General features: G+C 36.6%; 19 protein-coding genes. 14 read left to right on the forward strand and 5 right to left on the reverse strand.

The genetic code is table 11. The features are described 5' to 3' along the window. Window positions 1-156 precede the first annotated feature (156 nt). The 5 genes from mnmG to rpmH form a co-directional block, all read right to left on the reverse strand. Complete coding sequence (gene mnmG, locus AB5359_RS08880; protein ID WP_048685922.1) at window positions 157-2,052, reverse strand: tRNA uridine-5-carboxymethylaminomethyl(34) synthesis enzyme MnmG; 1,896 nt, start codon at window positions 2,050-2,052, stop codon at window positions 157-159. Window positions 2,053-2,059: 7 nt separating this feature from the next. After that, window positions 2,060-3,445, reverse strand: a complete 1,386-nt coding sequence (gene mnmE / locus AB5359_RS08885) for a tRNA uridine-5-carboxymethylaminomethyl(34) synthesis GTPase MnmE (RefSeq protein WP_048685854.1) — start codon at window positions 3,443-3,445, stop codon at window positions 2,060-2,062. Window positions 3,446-3,553: 108 nt separating this feature from the next. After that, window positions 3,554-4,429, reverse strand: coding sequence for a membrane protein insertase YidC (locus AB5359_RS08890; RefSeq protein ID WP_003649735.1), 876 nt, complete (start codon window positions 4,427-4,429; stop codon window positions 3,554-3,556). Window position 4,430: 1 nt separating this feature from the next. Then, a complete protein-coding gene (rnpA, locus tag AB5359_RS08895; protein WP_003648142.1) occupies window positions 4,431-4,799 on the reverse strand; it encodes a ribonuclease P protein component in 369 nt (122 codons plus the stop codon). A gap of 48 nt (window positions 4,800-4,847) precedes the next feature. Further along, window positions 4,848-4,988, reverse strand: a complete 141-nt coding sequence (rpmH, locus tag AB5359_RS08900; RefSeq protein ID WP_003648141.1) for a 50S ribosomal protein L34 — start codon at window positions 4,986-4,988, stop codon at window positions 4,848-4,850. Window positions 4,989-5,471: 483 nt separating this feature from the next. Between rpmH and dnaA the strand changes: the two genes are divergently transcribed. The 14 genes from dnaA to AB5359_RS08970 all read left to right on the forward strand — a co-directional run bounded on the left by dnaA (window position 5,472) and on the right by AB5359_RS08970 (window position 21,430). After that, a complete protein-coding gene (dnaA, locus tag AB5359_RS08905; RefSeq protein WP_020807245.1) occupies window positions 5,472-6,836 on the forward strand; it encodes a chromosomal replication initiator protein DnaA in 1,365 nt (454 codons plus the stop codon). 184 nt (window positions 6,837-7,020) lie between these two features. Beyond that, entirely contained in the window at window positions 7,021-8,151 is a 1,131-nt protein-coding gene (gene dnaN / locus AB5359_RS08910; protein WP_048685851.1) for a DNA polymerase III subunit beta, read from the forward strand. 211 nt (window positions 8,152-8,362) lie between these two features. Further along, on the forward strand, window positions 8,363-8,578 hold the full coding sequence (yaaA, locus tag AB5359_RS08915; protein ID WP_035422981.1) for a S4 domain-containing protein YaaA: 216 nt from the start codon (window positions 8,363-8,365) through the stop codon (window positions 8,576-8,578). A gap of 3 nt (window positions 8,579-8,581) precedes the next feature. Further along, window positions 8,582-9,706 (forward strand): DNA replication/repair protein RecF, encoded by a 1,125-nt coding sequence (recF, locus tag AB5359_RS08920; RefSeq protein ID WP_048685848.1) that lies wholly within the window; start codon window positions 8,582-8,584, stop codon window positions 9,704-9,706. Further along, window positions 9,707-11,674 carry a DNA topoisomerase (ATP-hydrolyzing) subunit B gene (gyrB, locus tag AB5359_RS08925; RefSeq protein ID WP_048685847.1) on the forward strand — a complete coding sequence of 656 codons (1,968 nt, stop codon included), beginning with the start codon at window positions 9,707-9,709 and terminating at the stop codon, window positions 11,672-11,674. 10 nt (window positions 11,675-11,684) lie between these two features. Continuing rightward, window positions 11,685-14,174 (forward strand): DNA gyrase subunit A, encoded by a 2,490-nt coding sequence (gene gyrA, locus AB5359_RS08930; RefSeq protein ID WP_368287208.1) that lies wholly within the window; start codon window positions 11,685-11,687, stop codon window positions 14,172-14,174. A 185-nt stretch (window positions 14,175-14,359) separates the two neighbouring features. Continuing rightward, a complete protein-coding gene (rpsF, locus tag AB5359_RS08935) occupies window positions 14,360-14,656 on the forward strand; it encodes a 30S ribosomal protein S6 (RefSeq protein WP_003648136.1) in 297 nt (98 codons plus the stop codon). 34 nt (window positions 14,657-14,690) lie between these two features. Next, window positions 14,691-15,209 (forward strand): single-stranded DNA-binding protein, encoded by a 519-nt coding sequence (ssb, locus tag AB5359_RS08940; protein WP_003648134.1) that lies wholly within the window; start codon window positions 14,691-14,693, stop codon window positions 15,207-15,209. 24 nt (window positions 15,210-15,233) lie between these two features. After that, complete coding sequence (gene rpsR / locus AB5359_RS08945) at window positions 15,234-15,470, forward strand: 30S ribosomal protein S18 (protein ID WP_003649728.1); 237 nt, start codon at window positions 15,234-15,236, stop codon at window positions 15,468-15,470. Between the two features lie 94 nt (window positions 15,471-15,564). Further along, a complete protein-coding gene (locus AB5359_RS08950; RefSeq protein ID WP_077410080.1) occupies window positions 15,565-16,482 on the forward strand; it encodes a magnesium transporter CorA family protein in 918 nt (305 codons plus the stop codon). 105 nt (window positions 16,483-16,587) lie between these two features. Beyond that, the gene (locus tag AB5359_RS08955; RefSeq protein WP_003648132.1) at window positions 16,588-18,606 is read left to right on the forward strand and encodes a DHH family phosphoesterase; all 2,019 of its coding nucleotides are present in this window, start codon (window positions 16,588-16,590) and stop codon (window positions 18,604-18,606) included. Between the two features lie 11 nt (window positions 18,607-18,617). Continuing rightward, window positions 18,618-19,073 (forward strand): 50S ribosomal protein L9, encoded by a 456-nt coding sequence (gene rplI, locus AB5359_RS08960; RefSeq protein ID WP_003649726.1) that lies wholly within the window; start codon window positions 18,618-18,620, stop codon window positions 19,071-19,073. A 2-nt stretch (window positions 19,074-19,075) separates the two neighbouring features. Further along, window positions 19,076-20,449 carry a replicative DNA helicase gene (dnaB, locus tag AB5359_RS08965; protein WP_003649725.1) on the forward strand — a complete coding sequence of 458 codons (1,374 nt, stop codon included), beginning with the start codon at window positions 19,076-19,078 and terminating at the stop codon, window positions 20,447-20,449. Window positions 20,450-20,545: 96 nt separating this feature from the next. Then, window positions 20,546-21,430 carry an ROK family protein gene (locus AB5359_RS08970; protein WP_003649724.1) on the forward strand — a complete coding sequence of 295 codons (885 nt, stop codon included), beginning with the start codon at window positions 20,546-20,548 and terminating at the stop codon, window positions 21,428-21,430. Window positions 21,431-21,434: the final 4 nt, after the last annotated feature.

Genomic DNA, 21,434 nt, shown 5'->3' on the forward strand with positions numbered 1-21,434 from the left:
TTTAGAGCATACTCAAAAATAATTATTTCACAAACTATTTACCTTTTTGCTTAACTTATCGGTAAAACACAATTTTAAAGTGTGATTAAGTGATCATACTCAACAAAAAAAGCAAAAAAACTTTTAAAAATTTTTTTGCTTTGATTCAATTATTATTTATTTCTTTATTTTAGCAATTCTTCCTTGTTGAATATAAGCAGTTAAAATTGCTAAATCAGCTGGATTAACCCCAGAAATTCTTTCAGCTTGAGCAATAGATTCAGGACGAATTTTTTCGAATTTCTGACGTGCTTCAGTAGCCAAGCTTGGAATTGCATTATAGTCAATATCTACTGGTATTTTCTTTGACTCTAATCGATGTAACCGATCAACCAAAGTCTTTTCTTTTTTAATATAGCCTTCATATTTCAATGCTATTTCCACTTGTTCTTTGACATAACGATCAGTAGCTAAAGTTTGACCACTTAATTTTTCAACGGCATCAAAAGTGACGCGGGGACGCTTCAAAAAGTCTGCTCCGCTAACTCCTGCATTCAAACGGTCCTGCTTGACGCTAGCCAAATATTCTTGTACTTCATCAGTTGGATGAATTGTAACTTTTTTAATAGCTGCCATTGCCCGGGAAATAGCCTGCTTTTTTGCTTCAAATTTTGCATAGCGCTCTTCTGAAATCAAGCCTAACTTATGCCCCTTTTCAGTCAAACGTAAGTCGGCATTATCATGACGAAGAAGAAGACGATACTCTGCCCTACTTGTAAGTAGACGATATGGCTCATTAGTTCCCTTAGTTACTAAATCATCGATCAAGACACCAATATAAGCTTCGTCTCTTTGTAAAGTAAAGCCAGGCTTATTTTGAGCACTCAAAGCAGCATTGATTCCAGCAATTAAACCTTGTCCAGCAGCTTCTTCATAGCCTGAAGTTCCATTCATTTGGCCAGCAGTAAAGAGATGCTCAATATTCTTAGTTTCTAACGTGTGCTTTAATTGCCAAGGCTCAATGACATCATATTCAATAGCATATCCTGGACGCATTAATTCTGCTTTTTCTAACCCAGCAACACTATGAAGCATCTTTAATTGTACTTCTTCAGGCATTGATGTAGAAAAGTCTCCTACGTAGATTTCTTTAGTATTGCGTCCCTCTGGTTCTAAGAAAATTTGGTGACGATCTTTATCTGCAAAGCGGACTACTTTGTCTTCAATTGAAGGACAGTAACGTGGGCCTACGCCTTTAATAACTCCAGAAAACATTGGTGCTCGGTCAAGGTTAGCTCTAATAATATCGTGAGTGACAGTATTGGTATATGTCATATAGCAAGACATTTGATCTTTTAAGTAGTCACTATCTTTACTTGTGTAAGAAAAATGTCTCGGTTCCTTATCGCCAGGCTCTTCCTGAGTCTTTGAATAATCAACTGTATTACCATCAACACGTGGAGGAGTACCAGTCTTAAAACGACGTAATTTAAAGCCTAATTTTTCAAGATTTTCAGGCAATTTAATTGATGGCAAAGAGTTGTTAGGTCCTGAAGAATAAGTTAATTCTCCAATAATAATTTTCCCTCTTGCAGCTGTTCCAGTGGTTAAAACTACGCTTTTAGCATGATATTTTGCACCAGTATTAGTTATTATCCCTTTGCATACTCCGTCCTCAACGATTAATTCATCTGCAACAGCTTGCCGCAAAGTTAAATTAGGTTCATTTTCAATGGTATCTTTCATATGTTCATGATATTGCCACTTATCTGCCTGTGCACGCAAAGCTCTAACTGCAGGCCCTTTTCCCGTATTAAGCATTCTCATCTGAATGTAAGTCGCATCAATATTCTTACCCATTTCTCCGCCAAGTGCATCAATTTCACGCACAACGGTTCCCTTTGCTGGGCCACCAACTGATGGATTACATGGCATAAATGCCACCATATCTAAATTAATAGTTAAAAGAAGGGTTTTTTCTCCCATACGAGCTGCCGCTAAAGCCGCTTCAACTCCAGCATGTCCAGCTCCCACAACAATAACGTCATACTCGTTTGATTCGTACGTCTTCATTTTCATCCTACTTTCCAAGACAGAATTGACTAAATAACTGTGTAATTAATTCGTCAGGTGCACTTTCACCAGTAATTTCACCTAAAGTATCCCAAGCATTTTTGAGATCAATTTGAACCAAATCTAAAGGCATAGCATCATTAATTCCGCTAATTACATCCTCTAAAGACTGTTTTGCCTTAGCTAATAATCCAGCTTGTCGTTGATTCGTTACCAAAATTTGATTTTGAGAATTTTCTATTCCGCTAAAGAATAATTTCTCAATAGCATTCTCAAGTGCATCCATATTCTTTTGTTTTAAGATCGACGTTACAATAATAGGATTATCGGTAAGGTTTTTGATCATTTCCTGGGAAATTTTCGTACCTAAGTCCTGTTTATTCAAAATAATGATCCGCTTTTTATTTGCAGTCAAATCTAATAATCTCTTATCTTCAGCTGTTAAATCTTGACTTGCGTCAAGGAGCAAAAGAACTAGGTCAGCTTCCTTAATAGCCTTCTTAGAACGTTCAACGCCAATTTTCTCAACTTTATCTTCTGTGTGGTGAATTCCAGCGGTATCAATCAGCTTAAGTGGAACACCCTTAACAGAAACATACTCTTCAAGCGTATCTCTAGTAGTTCCAGCAATATCGGTTACAATCGCTTTATCATCTTGAGTTAAATAGTTCAAGAGCGATGATTTTCCAACGTTTGGTCTACCGACAATTGCAGTTGCTAAGCCATTACGGATAATTTTGCCTTCTTGAGCTGTTTGAAGTAACTGCTCAATTTGTTTTGAAACTTCTTGTGCTTTCTTTTTCATTTCCTGAGAAGTTAAATCGTCCATATCATATTCTGGGTAATCAATATTAACTTCTTCATGAGCCATTGTATCGAGCAGCTCTTGGCGCATCGTCTTGATTTTTTCTAGCAAGCCACCAGCTAGTTGAGTCATCGCAACTTGGCGAGATTTATCAGTTTTAGCTCTAACAATGTCCATTACTGATTCAGCTTGAGTTAAATCAATTCGGCCATTCATAAACGCACGTTTAGTGAATTCACCTGGGTCTGCCATCCTGGCTCCATTGGCCAAAAGCAATTGCAAAATATCGTTGGTAACAATCATTCCCCCATGACAATTTATTTCTACCATGTCTTCTCTAGTAAAAGTTTTCGGCGCGCGCAACACACTGACCATCGTCTCATCGACAACTTCCTGCGTTTTTGGATCAACAATATGTCCATAGTGAATTGTATTCGTAGGAACTTTAGTTAAATCTGCTCCCTTAAAAAGCTTATTCGCAATCGCTACTGCATCTTCACCAGATAGACGAACAATTGAAATTCCTCCTTCGCCAATAGGAGTAGAAATTGCAGCGATTGTATCAAATTGCGTTAATACTTGTGCCATTTTTCACCTACATAAATAATTAAATAAAAAAAGTGCCCACTCCACCACTATAAAAATAATGATGGATAAAGCACTTTGACTACTTTATCTTAACAATTTAAAGATAATTTATTTTTGTTTTTTACGTCCTAAACGTTTGTATACACGACGAACTTTACGTTCACGTTCACGTTCTACCTTCTTTTGCTCTTCCAATTCACGTTGATACTTGAATGGATTTTGCAAAATGAAGGTTTGAACTACTTGGAATAAGTTTGAAATCACCCAGTAAAGTGAGATCGCAGATTGGATACCAATTGCTGAAACCCCAATGATAAGAGGCATTAAGTATGTCATTCCCTTAGTCATTCCATTTTGTGAGGATTGAGGCGTTGACATTTGACTAATATACGTACTTATAAAAGTAAATGCAGCTGCCAAAACAGGCATGATGTAATATGGATCGGGACGCCCTAAATCCATCCACAAAAACCGACCATTTTGCAACTGTGGAGTCCGCCAAATTGCTTGATACAAGGCATACATAACTGGTAACTGAATTAGCATCGGCAAACATCCAGTATACGGATTAATACCGGCTTCTTTATACAACTTACTAGTTTCTTCTTGCAGCTTTTGACGTGACTCAACATCCTTACCAGGATACTTTTTACGCAATGCATCCATCTGTGGTTGCACTTTTTGTTGCTTAGCCATGCTCTTAATAGAAATGGCATTCAATGGTAATAAGATTATTCTTACTATAATAGTAAAGATAATGATTGCCCAACCATAGGAATCACGAACTAAACTTGCAATCCAAAGAATAAATTGGGAAATATAGTAAACAATATACCGATCCCACCAATTGCCACTAGTATGAGAAATAGGAGCAACACTTGATCCATTAGTAGATGCACAACCTGTAACTACTAAAGCTAAGGTTAGCATTCCTAGACCTAATAGAATCAGTTTCCAATTTTTCTTAGATAAATGATTTCTCACTCTACTTTTCCTCAGTTTCCGTCTCTTCGTTTGATAAGACTTTAGCTAGCCTTAAGACATGAATAAGATTCTTTTTGGTTCGTTCCATGTCAAAATCTCTTGCATAAGGCCTAGCGATTACTAAAAAGTCTAAATCAGACCTTATCTCTGGCTTAAGTTCTGTCAGTGTAGCACGAATGAACCGTTTGAGGCGATTACGTGCTACCGCCGTATGACCCACTTTTTTCCCAACAGAAATTCCAACGCGAAAATGCTTTTGTTTTTCTTTGGGCAAAGTATAGACAACAAAGCCTCTATTAGCCATTGACTGTCCTTCTTTAAAAACTTTTTGAAAGTCTCTCTCAGTTTTTACACGGTAGCTTTTTCTCAATCTAGTTCATCCTTACTTAAATTAAAAAAACCACTGAGCTTCAGTGGCTTAAGCAGATAAGACTTTTCTACCCTTTTTACGGCGTCTTGCTAAAACCTTACGGCCGTTTGCTGTAGCCATACGCTTCATAAAACCATGAACGCGTGAACGGTGACGCTTCTTAGGTTGGTAAGTTCTCTTAGTTGACATTAATGTTGCACCTCCGTTTTTCAATGCTTAATAAGCACAATTTCTAAAATAGAATAGCATATTTACGCCTAAAAACCAAGTCTTTATCAAAATTTTCCTAAAAAGAAAAGCTTTTTTAAAGTTATTTTTAAATTATATTTTGTGGATATCTTGGATATATATTTTTGCGTGTTTTTTTATCAACAAGATAATTCTCAGAGTTATGCACAATTCACACCCTGTTCAGAATATAATAAACACCCTGTGCATAAGTGAATACTCCTTGGCAGAAATACTGATGTATCGCTAAGTTTGAACCCACATGAATTTGTGGATAATGCAAAAGTGAAATTTTATTTCAAAGATCAGTGGATTTTTATTCTCTCTTTTCCACATACTTGTGAATTTGTTAGTTATTTTTGTTCCTTGTGGAAAACTTTTAAAATTCATGCTAAACTTATTTTGACTTAATCTGTGGATAATACAGTATTTGGAGGAATTTTTTTGTTTGATTTAGATAAATTTTGGCAATTTTTCAATGCTGAGATGAAAAAAAGCTACAGCACTGTTGCCTATAACGCTTGGTTTAAAAATACTAAACCTATTTCCTTTAACAAAAAGACAAAAGAAATGATAATTGCTGTTGAATCTCCAGTTGCAAAAGGGTATTGGGAAAAGAACTTGGCTTCTCAACTAATTCAAGAGGCGTATGCTTATGCAGACATGGAAATTCAGCCAAAATTTGAAGTAGCAGGTAAAGAAGGACCCGAACGTCTAGTTACGCCAAAGCCAAGAATTAAAACTAATCAAGAAATATTAGAGGATCGCCGTGACGAATTTGCTCAAGATCTTCAATTAAATAGTAAGTACACTTTTGATACCTTTGTTCAAGGTGAAGGAAATAAGCTGGCAGCTGGAGCTGCTTTAGCAGTTGCCGATAATCCAGGAAGTTTTTATAATCCTTTATTTATCTTTGGTGGTGTCGGTTTAGGTAAGACGCACTTAATGCAAGCTATCGGTCATCAGATGCTAGCTGAAAAGCCCCATGCAAAAGTGGTCTACATTCAAAGTGAAACTTTTGTAAATGACTTTATTAATTCGATAAAAAACAAAACTCAAGCTGAATTTCGCAATAAATATCGAAATTGTGATCTCCTATTAGTAGATGATATTCAATTCTTCTCTAAAAAAGAGGGGATTCAAGAGGAATTTTTCCATACTTTTGAAACTCTTTATAATGATCAAAAACAGATTGTTATGACTAGTGATCGGTTGCCAACTGAAATTCCTGAATTATCAGAGCGACTGGTTTCTCGATTTGCCTGGGGCTTACAAGTTGAGATTACGCCTCCTGATTTAGAAACTAGAATTGCAATCCTACGTAAAAAAGCTGAAACAGATGGCTTGGCGATCGATGACAGTACTCTTGACTACATTGCTTCGCAAGTTGATACCAATATTCGAGAACTCGAAGGTGCTTTAGTTAAAGTTCAAGCACATGCAACAATTGAGCGGGAAGATATTAATGTTGATTTAGCAAAAGAAGCTTTAGCAGACCTAAAACTTGTCCAAAAGAATAGAGGACTTCAAATTTCAAAAATCCAAGAAGTCGTCGCAAATTACTTCCAAACTTCAACTACAGAACTAAAAGGAAAAAAACGGGTAAAACAAATCGTAGTTCCACGTCAAATAGCAATGTATCTATCGCGTGAATTAACCGATTCTAGCTTGCCTAAAATCGGACAGGAATTTGGTGGTAAAGACCATACCACAGTTATGCATGCCTGCGATAAAATTTCTCGTGCCTTAAAAACCGATGCCGAAATTAAAGCAGCTGTATATGATTTAAAAGCAATGCTTGAACACTAAAAGTTAATAACATGTGGATAAGTTTTCAATTTGTCCACATTTATTGAACACACAAAAGTCCGTTTTATTCAGGTATTTGCCTACTTTCCCACAGATTCCACTGGCCCTACTACTACTTCTAAGTATTTAAATATATAATTAAATAAATAAGACAAAGTACATATAACTTCACAGGAGGTAAACGATGCAGTTTACAATTAATCGTAATTTATTCCTCGAAAATTTAAATAATGTAATGCGTGCAATTTCTTCACGTGCAACTATTCCCATTTTAAGTGGTATAAAACTTAACCTTACTGACGAAATGCTAACTTTAACAGGTAGCGATACTGATATTTCAATCGAAATTCAGATTCCTGTAAATGATGACTTAATTGTCCAATCTACAGGTTCAATTGTTTTACCTGCACGTTTCTTTAGTGAGATCGTTAAAAAATTGCCTGGTAAAGATTTTTCATTTGAAGTAAAGGAAAGCTTCCAAACAAAAATCGTTTCTGAAAATACCGAATTTATGATCAATGGATTAGATGCCAATAACTATCCTCATTTACCTGAAATTTCTACTGATGCATCATTTAAGATTTCAGGTAAAACCTTTAGAGAAATTATTAACGAAACTGTTTTTGCTGTTGCTACTCAAGAAAGTCGACCTACTTTAACGGGTGTTAACTTCATTTTTAATAATTCTTCAATTAAGGCAGTTGCTACTGACAGTCACCGCTTATCTCAACGTCAAATTTCTTTAGAAAATGGTCCACAAACTAGTACTGATTTGATCATTCCAGGAAAAAGCTTAGTAGAATTAGCGAGAATTATTGGTGAAAGCGATCCTGAAATTAAAGTAAATCCAGGTGAAAACCAAGTTCTATTTGAAGTTGGAAATATTGCCTTTTATTCCCGCTTACTTGATGGTCAATATCCAGATACTGATCGCTTAATTCCAACTGAATCTACTATTTCTGTTGAATTTGAATTGCCAGTTTTAGCTAGATCTTTAGAACGTGCCAGTCTTCTTACTCATGAAAGTCGAAACAATGTAGTAAAAATGACTCTTGATGTTCAAAATCAATTAGTTAAGCTTCAAGGTGATTCTCCAGAAATAGGTAATGTGGAAGAAGAAATTGGATTTAAGAACCTTGAAGGTGAAGGCTTGACAATTTCATTTAACCCTGACTATTTAAGAGAAGCTTTACGCGCATCAATTACTGATTCCATTATTATGAACTTTACGCAGCCACTGAGACCATTTACAGTTGTGCCTGCAAAGCAAGATGTCAACTTTACTCAATTGATTACACCAGTGAGAACATTTTAAATTACTGAAAAAGAGCTACGGAAGTAGCTCTTTTTTTCTTGTTGTACTTAAAAGCTAAATTTAGCCTGGTTAAACGAATTTTTCTCTAGTTAAGTATAGTCATATTAAATTAGAATAAAATGGCTTAAAAAAGGCTACAATACGTCATAAAATTGAATTTCACATAAAAAAACGGTATAATAACAAGGTATGACAAGGTAAATGGGGTGATATTATCCAAAAATTCACAATTAAGGGAGAATATATTACGCTTGCTCAATTTTTAAAAGAAGAGAGCGTGATATCTTCTGGTGGTCAAGCTAAATGGTATCTAAAAGAAAATCCTGTTAAGTTAAATGGCGAGCTTGAAGATCGTCGCGGAAAGAAAATACATGCAGGGGATGTATTGAACTTAGCTGGAGAAGAGTATGAATTTGTTTCAGAGTAGCCAATGTATCTTGCAAACTTTGAATTGAAAGACTTTAGAAATTTTAAAGAATTAAAAACAAATTTTGATCCTCATGTAAATATTTTCATTGGTCCAAATGCCCAAGGAAAAACTAATTTACTTGAGGCAATTTATTTTTTAGCCCTTACTCGATCCCATCGCACTAATAGCGATAAAGAATTAATTCGTTTTGGCAGCAAATTTGCCGGTTTACAAGGTAGGGTTCATAAAAGCCAACTTCAAGTAGAGCTTAAACTACGTTTAACGGCTAATGGAAAAAAGGCCTGGGTAAATCGCTTGGAGCAAAAGAGGCTTTCTGCTTATGTGGGGCAAATGAATGCAATCTTGTTTTCTCCAGAAGATTTAGCTCTAGTTAAGGGAGCACCATCTGTTAGACGGAGATTTATGGATTTAGAATTTGGGCAGATTAATTCAGAATATCTATATTTTTCAAGTCAGTATCGTCAGGTACTGCAGCAGAGAAACAATTATTTAAAGCAATTAAGCATCAAAAAAGCAAATGATCAAGTTTTTTTAGATGTTTTATCCGATCAGCTGGCAGGAATTGCAGCAGAGATAATATCGCGAAGAATAAAATACATTAAAAAACTCAATTCCTACGCTCAAGCTGCTCATAGTGAGATTAGTGGTCAAGCTGAAAAATTGCAGATTTTTTACCGTCCATCAGTTAAGGAAATTATTCCAGAGGATGATGTAGAGACCATTTATCAAAAAGTTATTACTAGTTATAAGAAAAATCGTTCTAATGAAATTCGAAAGGGTACTACTCTCAGTGGCCCTCATCGAGATGACTTGGAGTTTTTAATTAATGAGAAAAATGCCCATGATTTTGCATCTCAGGGACAGCAGCGAACGATTTCTTTAAGCGTTAAGTTAGCTGAGATTCAATTAGTGCATGAATTGACGCAAGAATATCCGATTCTGCTGTTAGATGATGTGATGAGTGAGTTAGATCATCGAAGACAGAGTCGCTTATTGAACTATATTCATGGTAAAACGCAAACATTTATAACAACGACAGATTTAGAAGGTATTTCTTGGGAAATTGTGAAGGAACCTAAGGTTTATCACATTTCTGCTGGAACGATCAGTGCAAAGGAGAGTTAAATGGCAGAAGATAAGAGCAAAGCAGCATTAAATAAAGCTAAAGACTTTGAAAAACGTGCTGATACTTACAATGCAAGTCAAATTCAAGTTTTAGGTGGACTTGAAGCAGTTAGAAAACGCCCAGGTATGTACATTGGCTCAACTAGTAGCCAGGGTTTACACCACCTTGTTTGGGAAATTATCGATAATAGTATTGATGAACGATTAGCAGGTTTTGCTACTAAAATTGAAATTACTGTCAATGAAGATGGTAGTGTAACCGTTCAAGACGATGGACGTGGTATTCCTGTTGACATTCAAGCTAAAACCGGTCGTCCAGCTTTAGAAACTGTATTTACTGTTTTGCATGCTGGTGGTAAATTCGGCGGTGGCGGATACAAAGTATCTGGTGGTCTTCACGGTGTTGGTGCTTCTGTAGTAAATGCTCTTTCAACTAAGCTTGATGCTACAGTTATGAGAGATGGTAAGAAATATGCGATTTCCTTTGATCATGGCCGTGTAGTAGGAGAAATGAAGCAGATTGGAACAGTTCCTCTTGAAGAACATGGAACAATCGTGCATTTTTATCCTGATCCAGATATTTTTACTGAAACTACAACTTTTGACGACAAAATTTTAAAGAACAGAATTCGTGAACTTGCTTTCTTAAACAAAGGCTTAAAGTTAACCTTTACTGATAAGCGTAAAGAAAGCGCTGAAACAGATGTTTACCACTTTGAGGGTGGTATCAAGGAATATGTTGCCTTTTTAAATAAGGGACAAGAAGTCTTATTTGATGAACCAATTTACGTTGAAGGTAATTATGAAGGAATTGATGTTGAAGTTGCCTTGCAATATACCAATGGTTATAAGACAACTTTAATGACTTTTGCTAACAACATTCACACCTATGAAGGCGGAATGCATGAAGCTGGATTTAAGACAGCTTTAACTCGTGTAGTTAATGATTATGCTCATAAGGCTAAGATCCTGAAAGACAAGGACGATAACCTATCTGGTGAGGATATTCGTGAAGGGATCACAGCTGTTGTTTCTGTTAAGCACCCTAACCCTCAATTCGAAGGTCAGACGAAGACAAAACTAGGAAATTCAGATGCAAGAACTGCAGTGGATCGAGCATTTTCAGAAACATTTAGTCGCTTCTTAATGGAAAATCCTTCTGTCGGTCGTAAGATTGTTGAAAAAGGTCAACTTGCTGAAAGAGCAAGAACTGCTGCCAAACGTGCTCGTGAAGTTACACGTAAGAAATCTGGTCTTGAAATTGCAAACTTGCCAGGAAAATTAGCCGACAATACTAGTAATGATCCAAGTATTTCTGAATTATTCATTGTCGAGGGTAACTCAGCTGGTGGATCAGCAAAACAGGGACGTTCACGTTTAACTCAAGCGATTTTGCCAATTAGAGGTAAAATTTTGAACGTTGAAAAAGCTTCAATGGATCGAATTCTTGCCAATCAAGAAATTAGATCGCTCTTTACAGCTTTAGGTACTGGATTTGGTGCTGATTTTGACGTGTCAAAGGCAAGATATCACAAGTTAATTATTATGACGGATGCCGATGTTGACGGTGCCCACATTAGAACTCTTCTTTTGACTCTCTTCTACAATTACATGCGTCCAATGATTGAAAAAGGCTATGTTTATATCGCTCGTCCACCTCTATACCAAGTTCGTCAAGGTAAGATAGAGAAGTATTTAGATACAGATGAAGAGTTACATGATTATCTAGGTACGCTTCAGCCAAGTCCTAAGCCTGTTGTTCAACGTTATAAGGGATTGGGAGAAATGGATCCAGAACAGTTATGGGAAACGACTATGAACCCAGAAAATCGTCGTTTAGACAGAGTAAGTCCAGAATACGCTGAAGACGCTGATAAGATCTTTGATCTTTTGATGGGGAATGAAGTAGGTCCAAGACGAGAATTTATTGAAAAGAACGCTAAATACGTTGAGAATTTAGATGCTTAGGAGGCTTTAGATGGCTAACGAAAATCAACCTCAAGATCACAGAATACGTAATGTTGATTTGACCCATACGATGCGTAGCTCTTTCTTAGATTATGCTATGTCAGTTATTGTGGCTCGTGCCTTACCTGACGTTCGGGATGGTCTAAAGCCTGTACAACGTCGTATTCTTTACGGAATGCATGAATTAGGGGTTACACCAGACAAACAGTACAAAAAGAGTGCCAGAATTGTTGGAGAAGTTATGGGGAAGTTTCACCCACATGGTGACTCCTCAATTTATTTAGCTATGGCTCACATGGCTCAAGACTTTTCATATCGTTATATGCTAGTTGATGGACACGGAAACTTCGGTTCTGTCGATGGGGATGAACCAGCCGCAATGCGTTATACCGAGGCAAAAATGAGTAAAATTGCGGTTGAAATGCTTCGTGATATCAATAAAGAAACGATTGACTGGCAACGTAACTATGATGATACGGAAAATGAACCGGTAGTTTTACCTGCCAGAATTCCTAATTTACTTGTAAACGGTGCTAGTGGTATTGCAGTTGGTATGACAACTAATATTCCGCCACATAATTTGGCGGAAGTAATTAGTGGGATTCATATGTTGATGGATAATCCTGATGTTACTACCAAAGACTTGATGAAGGTTATTCCTGGTCCTGATTTTCCAACTGGTGGTATTGTAATGGGCCGTGGCGGTATCTACCGCGCTTATGAAACAGGTAAGGGTAATATCGTCGTTCGTGCTAAGACCAATATTGAAACAGAGAAGAGTGGCCGTGAACGAATCGTAGTTAGTGAATTACCATACTTAGTAAATAAGGCTGAACTAGTTAAGAAAATTGCAGATTTAGCTCGTGAAAAAACAATTGATGGTATTACCGGAGTTCGTGATGAATCAGACCAGACTGGTATGAGAATTACGATTGATATTCGCCGAGATGCAAGTGCGAGTGTGGTTTTGAATAACTTATTTAAAGAAACCCAATTGCAGGCAAACTTCGGAATGAATATGGTTGCAATTGTAAACGGCGCTCCACACTTCTTAACTTTGAAACAAATGCTTGAATACTATCTTCACCATCAAGAAGATGTTATTACTCGCAGAACTAAGTTTGAATTAAAGAAGGCTGAAGCTAGAGCACATATTTTAGCTGGATTGAGAATTGCACTAGATCACATTGATGAAATCATTAGGATTATTCGTGGCTCCCAAAACAGCGATATTGCTAAGGCACAGTTGATTCAAAACTTTGGATTAGATGATCGTCAATCTCAAGCTATTTTAGATATGCGTCTGGTTCGTTTAACAGGTTTAGAGCGAGACAAGATTGAAGCTGAATATCAAGATTTACAAGCAAAAATTGCAGATTACAAAGATATTCTTGCTAAGCCAGAACGAATCGATGAAATTATCTACAATGAGTTGCTTGATATTCAAAAGCGTTTTGGTGATGATAGACGGACTAAGATTGCAGAAGGCGAAGCAGTTTCAATTGAAGATGAAGATTTAATTGAACAAAAAGATGTACTTTTAACCCTTACCCATAATGGCTACATTAAGCGGATGCCAGCTGATGAATTCAAGGTACAAAACCGTGGTGGACGCGGAATAAAGGGAATGGGAGTTCAAGATGATGACTTTATCAATCACTTGATTTTCTCAAGTACCCATGACTTTTTGCTATTCTTTACTAACTTAGGTAAGGTTTACTCAAAGAAAGCTTATGAAATTCCAGAATTTGGTAGGAACGCCAAAGGACTGCCAATTGTTAACTTGCTAGAACTTGATAAGGGTGAAAAGATTCAAGCGGTTATTAACGTTCCTGAAGGTGCAGATGATAACTACCTCTTCTTTGTTACTAAGATGGGAACAGTCAAGAGAACAAAAGTTAGTGAATTTCAAAATATCCGTCGTAGTGGCTTGATTGCCTTAACCCTTCGCGATGGGGATGAACTGAATAATGTTTTAACTACTGACGGTAAACAAAATATCCTTATTGGAACCCATTTAGGCTATGCAGTTACCTTTAATGAAAATGATGTTCGTTCAATGGGAAGAACCGCAGCAGGTGTACGCGGAATTAATCTAAGAGACAACGATTATGTAGTTGGATCTGATATTTTAGAACCTAATTCAGAAGTGTTAGTAATTTCTGAAAAAGGTTACGGAAAACGGAATGCAGCTTCTGAATATCCAGTTAAAGGACGTGGTGGTAAAGGAATTAAGACTGCTAACATTACTGAAAAGAATGGTCCTTTAGCAGGTGTAACAGTAGTTAATGGTGATGAAGATATCATGTTAATTACTAGTGCTGGCGTTATGATTCGTTTCGACGTTGATGATGTTTCTCAAACTGGTCGAGCTACTTTAGGTGTACGTTTAATCAAGGTTGATGATGGTGCTCAAGTTGCAAGTATTACTGCAGTACCAAAGGCTAATGATGAAGACGAAAAATCAACTGATGAAGAAGAGCCAGTAGAAGAAAATTAATAAAAAAAAAATTACCAAATTTTTGCGTAATAATAATTGAGTAATGTAACTCAGGATCGCGTGAAAAATATTTGGTAATTTTTTTGTTTCTGTGATAAAATCAAAGATTGTGAGTAATATTATTCATTACTCCTTGTTCTTGATTTTAACAAGAACCATTTAGTCCAAGAGGAGGTGCAATTATTATGGCAAAAACTAAGTACGAAGTTACTTACATCATCAAGCCTGATATTGACGAAGATTCAAAGAAAGCATTGATCGATCGCTTCGATAAAGTTGTTACTGACAACGGTGCTGAAGAACTTGAATCTAAAGATTGGGGTAAGAGACGTTTCGCATACGAAATTGAAAAATACCGTGAAGGTACTTATCACATTATGACTTTCGTTGCAGAAAACTCTGAACCAGTTGATGAATTTGGTCGTCTTTCTCGTATTGATAACCAAGTTTTACGTTCAATGACTGTAAAATTAGATAAATAATTTGTTTTCGTGAATTAGGAAGGGGGGCAAAAGTATGATTAATAATGTTGTACTTGTTGGCCGTTTAACACGTGATCCTGATTTACGTACAACCGGGAGTGGAATCTCAGTTGCTACGTTTACTCTAGCTGTTGACCGTCAATACACCAATAGTCAAGGTGAACGTGGTGCTGATTTCGTCAGCTGTGTAATTTGGCGTAAAGCCGCAGAGAATTTTGCTAACTTTACTTCAAAGGGTTCACTAGTTGGTATTCAAGGTCGGATTCAAACTAGAACGTATGATGATAAAGATGGTAAGAGAGTCTACGTGACTGAAGTCATCGTTGATAATTTCTCTTTATTAGAATCACGTCGTGACCGTGAGAATCGTCAGACTAATGGTGGTAATTTTGCTCCGCAAGGAGGAAATGCTCCAAGTACCAATAACTTTGGTGGATCAAGTGCACCAAGCACTAATAATGCTCCTGCTGGTGGAGAAAGCAATAAACCGCAGGATCCATTTGCAGATTCAGGTAGCACTATTGATATTTCGGATGATGATCTCCCATTTTAAATTTAATTAGAAAGGATCTTTGATATGGCTCAACAAAGAAGAGGTGGCCGTCGTCGTCGTAAGGTTGACTTCATTGCAGCTAACCACATTGACTACATCGACTACAAGGATGTTGATTTGTTGAAACGTTTTATCTCTGAAAGAGGTAAGATCTTACCACGTCGTGTCACTGGCACTAGCGCAAAGAATCAACGTAAGTTGACTGTTGCTATTAAGAGAGCTCGTGTTATGGGCTTATTGCCATTTGTCGCAGAAGACTAATAAAACAGATCAAAAATAATAAAAGAGTAGCATATGCTACTCTTTTTATTTTATTTTTTGCGGTATCATAAAAGAAGTAAATGGAGGGATTGTCATGATTATTAAGCAAAAACTAGCCGGAAATATTGATTTTGACTATAAATGGTACGATATCTATAACTGTGATGATCATGATATAAGATTATTAAAGGATGACTTTGATTTAACTTCAGAAATTATTTCTTATATCACCGACCTTCACGAACGTCCCCACTTTGATCATGACTACATTACTAATAGTGATTTGTTAGTTTATGATGTGCCAGTTTGGCCAACAGCAGATGCAGACCATTTCACTACTTTACCAATTAAATTTTTGATGGTTGGGCATACTCTTTTTACAGTTCACTCTCCTGACACAACTTATATGATTGAAGAATTTAGGCAAAAACCAGATGAACATATTCATAGTGAAAAAGAACTGATTTTTGCAATTTTATTCGCAGTTACTAAGTATTTTCAAAGAGCCTTGAGTCAGCTGAACAGTCAAAGACTAGTGTTAGATAATCACTTGAGTGAAAGAATTCATAATAAAGACCTGCAAGAGCTATCACAAGTTGAAAAAAGTTTGGTTTATTTGTCTAGCTCAATTAGGACTAATCTAATGATGCTTGAAAGCTTAAAAAATAAAAAATCAGGTCTTCATATGAATGCATCTGAAGAAGAAATGTGTGATGACATTATCATTGAAGTTCAGCAGTCCTCGCAAATGATCAAGATTTATAGCGAAGTTACTGAAGAAATATCTAAAACGTCTAATAACATTTTGAATAATAACTTGAACAACACGATGCAGTTTTTGACTGTCTGGTCACTTCTTTTAATAATTCCAACGATCGTAACAGGATTTTTTGGGATGAATGTGGACTTACCTATTTTTCATAATCCATTTGATTGGGTAATAATTACTGTTGGTTCAGTTATCGTAATGGCAATTTTACTTTGGTATTTGCGTCGACACAACATGCTATAATGCTTGCTTAGCTTAGATGATGAGCAAGCATTTTTTGATGTATAATATAAAATGATGTAGTATATATTTTTTATGATATTAATGCTATAACAGGAAGGAATTTCAATGAAAGGCTTTTTACGCAAATTAGAATTGCCTGAATTTGTTAAAGATACGCGTTTAACAGCATCATTGATTATTGTCCTAGTTTTATCCTTATTGGGAGCTATTATTGGGATGTTAATTAGTCCGTTGTTTGGATTAGCAATGGTGCTACTGTTTATCTTGACGGTTATTTTTGCAGTCTATGGCATTTATGTTCTAGCTGGTAATACAAACAACTATGCTGCTAATCTTTCATATCGTATCAAGCGTGGTGAACAAGAGGCAATGATCAAAATGCCACTTGGAATTATGCTTTATGATAAGGACCGACAGATTCAATGGATTAATCCATATCTACAGATGTATCTGCATGATAAAGATATTATTGGCTCTTCGATCTCTTCAGTTGATAAAGAGTTAGCTAAATATATTGATGATGCTATTAAGTCTAATAGTAAGCAAAATAAAATTATTAAATGGGGCGATCGCAAGTTTGAGATGGTGGTCCAGGATGATCTGGGTGTGGTTTACTTACTTGATATTACGCGTTACGCAAATATTGAAGAGAAGTATAAACAAGAAAGATTGGCAATTGGCTTAATATTTATTGATAACTATGACGAATTAAGCCAAGCAATGGGCGATCAAAACTTAACAAATATGAGTTCATATGTTCAAACTACTCTGAGCAAGTATGCTGGTCAATTTAACTCATATCTTAAGCGTATAGATGAAGATCACTTTATTTTGTTAACGCATATGCACGATTTAGCCAAAATGGAAGATAATAAGTTTTCTATTTTGGACAAGGTTAGAACTGAATCAAGTAGAAAGAATATGCCGCTGACCCTATCAATTGGGATTGCGTTTGGATCTGAAAGTTTAAATGAGATTGCCGACCAAGCACAATCTAATCTAGATCTAGCCTTAGGACGTGGAGGCGACCAAGTTGTTGTAAAACAATCAGGCCATGAAGCCCGCTTTTACGGTGGAAAATCTAATCCAATGGAAAAACGTACGCGAGTGAGAGCTCGAATGGTTTCTCAAGCTTTGGTAGAATTATTTAAAGGCGTTGATCACGTCTTTGTTCAAGGACATCGAAATCCAGACTTAGATGCTATCGGTTCAGCGATTGGAATTGTTAAGATTGCTAGAATTCATGGCGTGAAAGCTAGCGTCGTACTAGATGTTGACCACGTTAATTATGATGTAGGACGGTTAATTGCTAAAATGCAAGCTGCTGGAATTGATAAGGATGTATTTATTTCACCTAAAGATGCTCTTGAAGCAGCAACGGATGAGTCGCTTTTAGTTTTAACAGATCACTCTAAGTATAGTATTACTTATGATCCAGAACTTTATAAGCGCTTGAAGAATCGTTTAATCATTATTGACCATCACCGTCGAGGGGAAGAATTCCCAGAAAACCCAATGCTCGTATATATTGAACCGTATGCATCTTCGACGTGTGAATTAGTAACAGAAATGATTGAATATCAACCGCAAGGCGGCGAAGGAGTCTTAACTGATTTAGAAGCTTCAGCAATGCTAGCTGGTATTACAGTTGACTCTAAAGAATTCTCCTTGAGAACTGGGACTAGAACTTTTGATGCTGCAAGCTACTTGCGATCAATTGGAGCAGATACTCAAGTCGTATCTGAGCTTTTGAAGGAAAATATTGATAATTACTTGCAAAGAAGTCATTTAGTTTCTACTATTGACATGATTGAACCAAATATGGCTCTCTTAATGGGAGAAGATAATAAGATCTATGATCCAATTATTACTGCCCAAGCTGCAGATACGGCTTTATCTCTTGAGCATGTAGATGCTAGTTTTGCATTAACTAGACGTAGTAAAGATGTAATTGGAATTTCGGCCCGCTCAATGGGAAATGTTAACGTTCAAGTAATTATGGAGAAATTAGGTGGCGGTGGTCACTTATCTAATGCAGCAACTCAAATTAAGGGCGTAACAGTTGAAGAAGCTAAAGATAAGTTGCTCGCTGCAATCAATGAATATCTTAAGGAAAATGAATAGGAGTGAAATTCATGAAGGTTATTTTTATTAAAGACATGAAAGGTAAAGGTAAGCGCGGAGAAGTTAAGAACGTACCAGATGGTTATGCTCAAAACTTCTTGATTAAGAATGGTTATGCAAAAGAAGCTACTAGCTCCAACTTAAATACCTTAAAGCGGGTTCAAAAAGCGGAAAAAGATGCTTATGAAGCAGAAAAAGCAGCAGCTGAAGACATTAAGCAGAAGCTTGAAGATGACAAGACAATTGTGAACTTCAAGTCAAAGGCCGGTACTGATTCTCGTTTATTTGGTTCTATTTCAGGTAAAAAGATCGTTGAAGGTCTTGAAAAGCAATACGGTATTAAGGTTGATAAGCGTAAATTAGAGCTCCCAGAGCCAATTAAATCTTTAGGATACACAAACGTACCTGTTAAACTATTTAAAGGCGTAGAAGCTGTAATTCGCGTTCACATTACGGAGCAAGACTAATAATGGATAATGTTGTTTCTCAACAAATTCCCCATGATAGTGAAGCAGAAAAGGCGGTCCTAGGGGCCGTCTTTTTAGATCCAGAAGCCATTATTGATGCTTCAGATATATTGCAACCTGATGATTTCTATGAGCATGCAAATAGAATTGTCTTTCAGGCAATGCTTAATATTTCTGATCGTGAGGAAGTAATTGACCCAGTAACTCTGCAAGATGAGTTAAAGAAAAATAATCAGGTAGATGATATTGGTGGGATTGCATATGTAACGGAGTTGTCAATGGCAACGCCAACGGCAGCCCATGTTACTTATTACGCTAAGATTGTAAAACGTAAGGCAATTCTCAGAAATTTAATTTCTACTAGTCAAAGAATTATTCAAAATGCCATTGAGGGTTCAGATGATGTAACCGATATCTTAGATGACGCTGAAAGCCAAATAATGGGTGTCTCACAGGATAATGCTAGTGGCGGGTTTAAGTCTATCCATGATGTCTTAAACACAACCATGGAGGAAATTAACTCTATTCCTGATGATGGAAATACAGTTACGGGTTTGCCATCAGGATTTTCTGAATTAGATAAGATGACGACTGGTTTTCACGATGATGAGTTGATTATCTTGGCTGCTCGTCCTGGTGTTGGTAAGACTGCCTTTGCTTTGAATGTAGCGCAATTTGTTGGTTTAAAAACTGATAAAACTGTTGCTATGTTTTCACTAGAAATGGGAGCTGAGCAACTAGTTCAAAGAATGCTGGCTTCAGAAGGATTGATTGATTCACAGCACCTTAGAACTGGTCAATTAACTGATGAAGAATGGCGTAAATTAGTTGTTGCGGCTGGTTCTTTAGACAATACGAGTATCTATATAGATGACACGCCTGGAATTAAAATGAGCGAGATTCGCGCTAAAGCACGTAGGTTAGCTAAAGAAAAGGGAAACTTAGGATTAATTGTAATCGACTACTTGCAGTTAATTGAAGGACCCCGTAGTGAATCACGTCAGCAAGAAGTTTCTGCAATTTCACGGCAATTAAAGAAATTAGCCAAAGAGCTACATATTCCAGTTATCGCTCTATCGCAGCTCTCTCGTTCGGTTGAACAACGTCAAGATAAGCGACCAGTCTTGTCTGATATTCGTGAATCTGGTTCGATTGAACAGGATGCTGATATTGTTGCCTTTCTTTATCGTGATGATTATTATCGCGATGAACGGGATGAAGATGATGAAGGTGAAGTTGAGGCGGAAGAAGATAATGGTGAAGTAGAAGTAATTATTGAAAAGAACCGTTCTGGTACGCGCGGAACAGTTAAACTGATGTTCTCAAAACCATATAACCGTTTTTCAAATCTTGACTATACTCATAATGAAGCTTAAAAAAATAATTTGTAAGCGCTTCATTAATTAGCTATACTATAAGAGTTAAAAGTCTATCTTTTTAAAAAACTAATTAAATGAGAAGGTGTAAGTTGAATGGTAGAAAATAAATATGTAGGTAGTATTGAAGCTGGTGGAACAAAGTTTATCTTGGCAGTTCAAGATACAGAGAGTGGCGAAGTTGTCGCAAAGAAGAGAATCCCGACAACTGATGCAAAAGAAACTTTAGCAAAGAGCATTGAGTTCTTTAAAGAACATCCAGTATCTGCTTTGGGAATCGGAACTTTTGGCCCAATTGATATCAATCCAAATTCAAGAACATTTGGTTACATCTTAGATACGCCTAAGCGTGGCTGGTCTGGAACAAATGTTAAAGGTACTTTTGAAAAAGAATTGGACATTCCAGTTGTAATGACTACTGATGTTAATGCATCTTGTTACGGTGAATATATTGCGCGTGGTCGAGATAATTCTAAGACTTACTTTTATGTAACAATTGGAACGGGAATTGGTGCTGGTGCAGTTCAAGCTGGGAAGTTTATTGGCCTAAATAATCACCCAGAAATGGGACATATGTTAGTAACTCCTTATCCAGGTGATAATTACACCGGAAAATGTCCATTCCACGGTAATAAGTGTGTTGAAGGAATGGCAGCTGGACCTTCACTAGAAGGCAGAACCGGTATTCCTGGTGAAAAATTACCTCGAGACCATAAAGTATTTACTTACGTGTCTTACTATGTAGCACAATTATTGTTTAATGCTTATATGACTATGCGTCCTGATGTAATGGTTGTTGGTGGATCAGTTTTAAATGATCAAGATTTGGTACAAGTGCGTGGTTTCTTTAAAGAATTCAACAATAACTATGTTGCAACTCCAGACGTGGATGAATTAATTGTTCGTCCAGCTGTTGCAGATAATGGTTCTGCAACTTTAGGTGATTTTGAATTAGCTAAAGAAGCTTTAAAGAATAAATAAGTAA

It is taken from the genome of Lactobacillus sp. RTP31084st1_F9_RTP31084_210423 (assembly GCF_040919545.1).
In the GTDB taxonomy this organism is placed as follows: Bacteria; Bacillota; Bacilli; order Lactobacillales; family Lactobacillaceae; genus Lactobacillus; species Lactobacillus paragasseri.

Excerpts from the sequence above, each read along its gene's own strand:
- mnmG (WP_048685922.1), bottom strand. The coding sequence starts at position 2,052 with ATGAAGACGTACGAATCAAACGAGTATGACGTTATTGTTGTGGGAGCT.
- mnmE (WP_048685854.1), bottom strand. The coding sequence starts at position 3,445 with ATGGCACAAGTATTAACGCAATTTGATACAATCGCTGCAATTTCTACT.
- rpmH (WP_003648141.1), bottom strand. The coding sequence starts at position 4,988 with ATGTCAACTAAGAGAACTTACCAACCTAAGAAGCGTCACCGTTCACGC.
- dnaN (WP_048685851.1), top strand. The coding sequence starts at position 7,021 with ATGCAGTTTACAATTAATCGTAATTTATTCCTCGAAAATTTAAATAAT.
- recF (WP_048685848.1), top strand. The coding sequence starts at position 8,582 with ATGTATCTTGCAAACTTTGAATTGAAAGACTTTAGAAATTTTAAAGAA.
- gyrB (WP_048685847.1), top strand. The coding sequence starts at position 9,707 with ATGGCAGAAGATAAGAGCAAAGCAGCATTAAATAAAGCTAAAGACTTT.
- gyrA (WP_368287208.1), top strand. The coding sequence starts at position 11,685 with ATGGCTAACGAAAATCAACCTCAAGATCACAGAATACGTAATGTTGAT.
- rpsF (WP_003648136.1), top strand. The coding sequence starts at position 14,360 with ATGGCAAAAACTAAGTACGAAGTTACTTACATCATCAAGCCTGATATT.
- ssb (WP_003648134.1), top strand. The coding sequence starts at position 14,691 with ATGATTAATAATGTTGTACTTGTTGGCCGTTTAACACGTGATCCTGAT.
- rpsR (WP_003649728.1), top strand. The coding sequence starts at position 15,234 with ATGGCTCAACAAAGAAGAGGTGGCCGTCGTCGTCGTAAGGTTGACTTC.
- AB5359_RS08950 (WP_077410080.1), top strand. The coding sequence starts at position 15,565 with ATGATTATTAAGCAAAAACTAGCCGGAAATATTGATTTTGACTATAAA.
- AB5359_RS08955 (WP_003648132.1), top strand. The coding sequence starts at position 16,588 with ATGAAAGGCTTTTTACGCAAATTAGAATTGCCTGAATTTGTTAAAGAT.
- rplI (WP_003649726.1), top strand. The coding sequence starts at position 18,618 with ATGAAGGTTATTTTTATTAAAGACATGAAAGGTAAAGGTAAGCGCGGA.
- dnaB (WP_003649725.1), top strand. The coding sequence starts at position 19,076 with ATGGATAATGTTGTTTCTCAACAAATTCCCCATGATAGTGAAGCAGAA.
- AB5359_RS08970 (WP_003649724.1), top strand. The coding sequence starts at position 20,546 with ATGGTAGAAAATAAATATGTAGGTAGTATTGAAGCTGGTGGAACAAAG.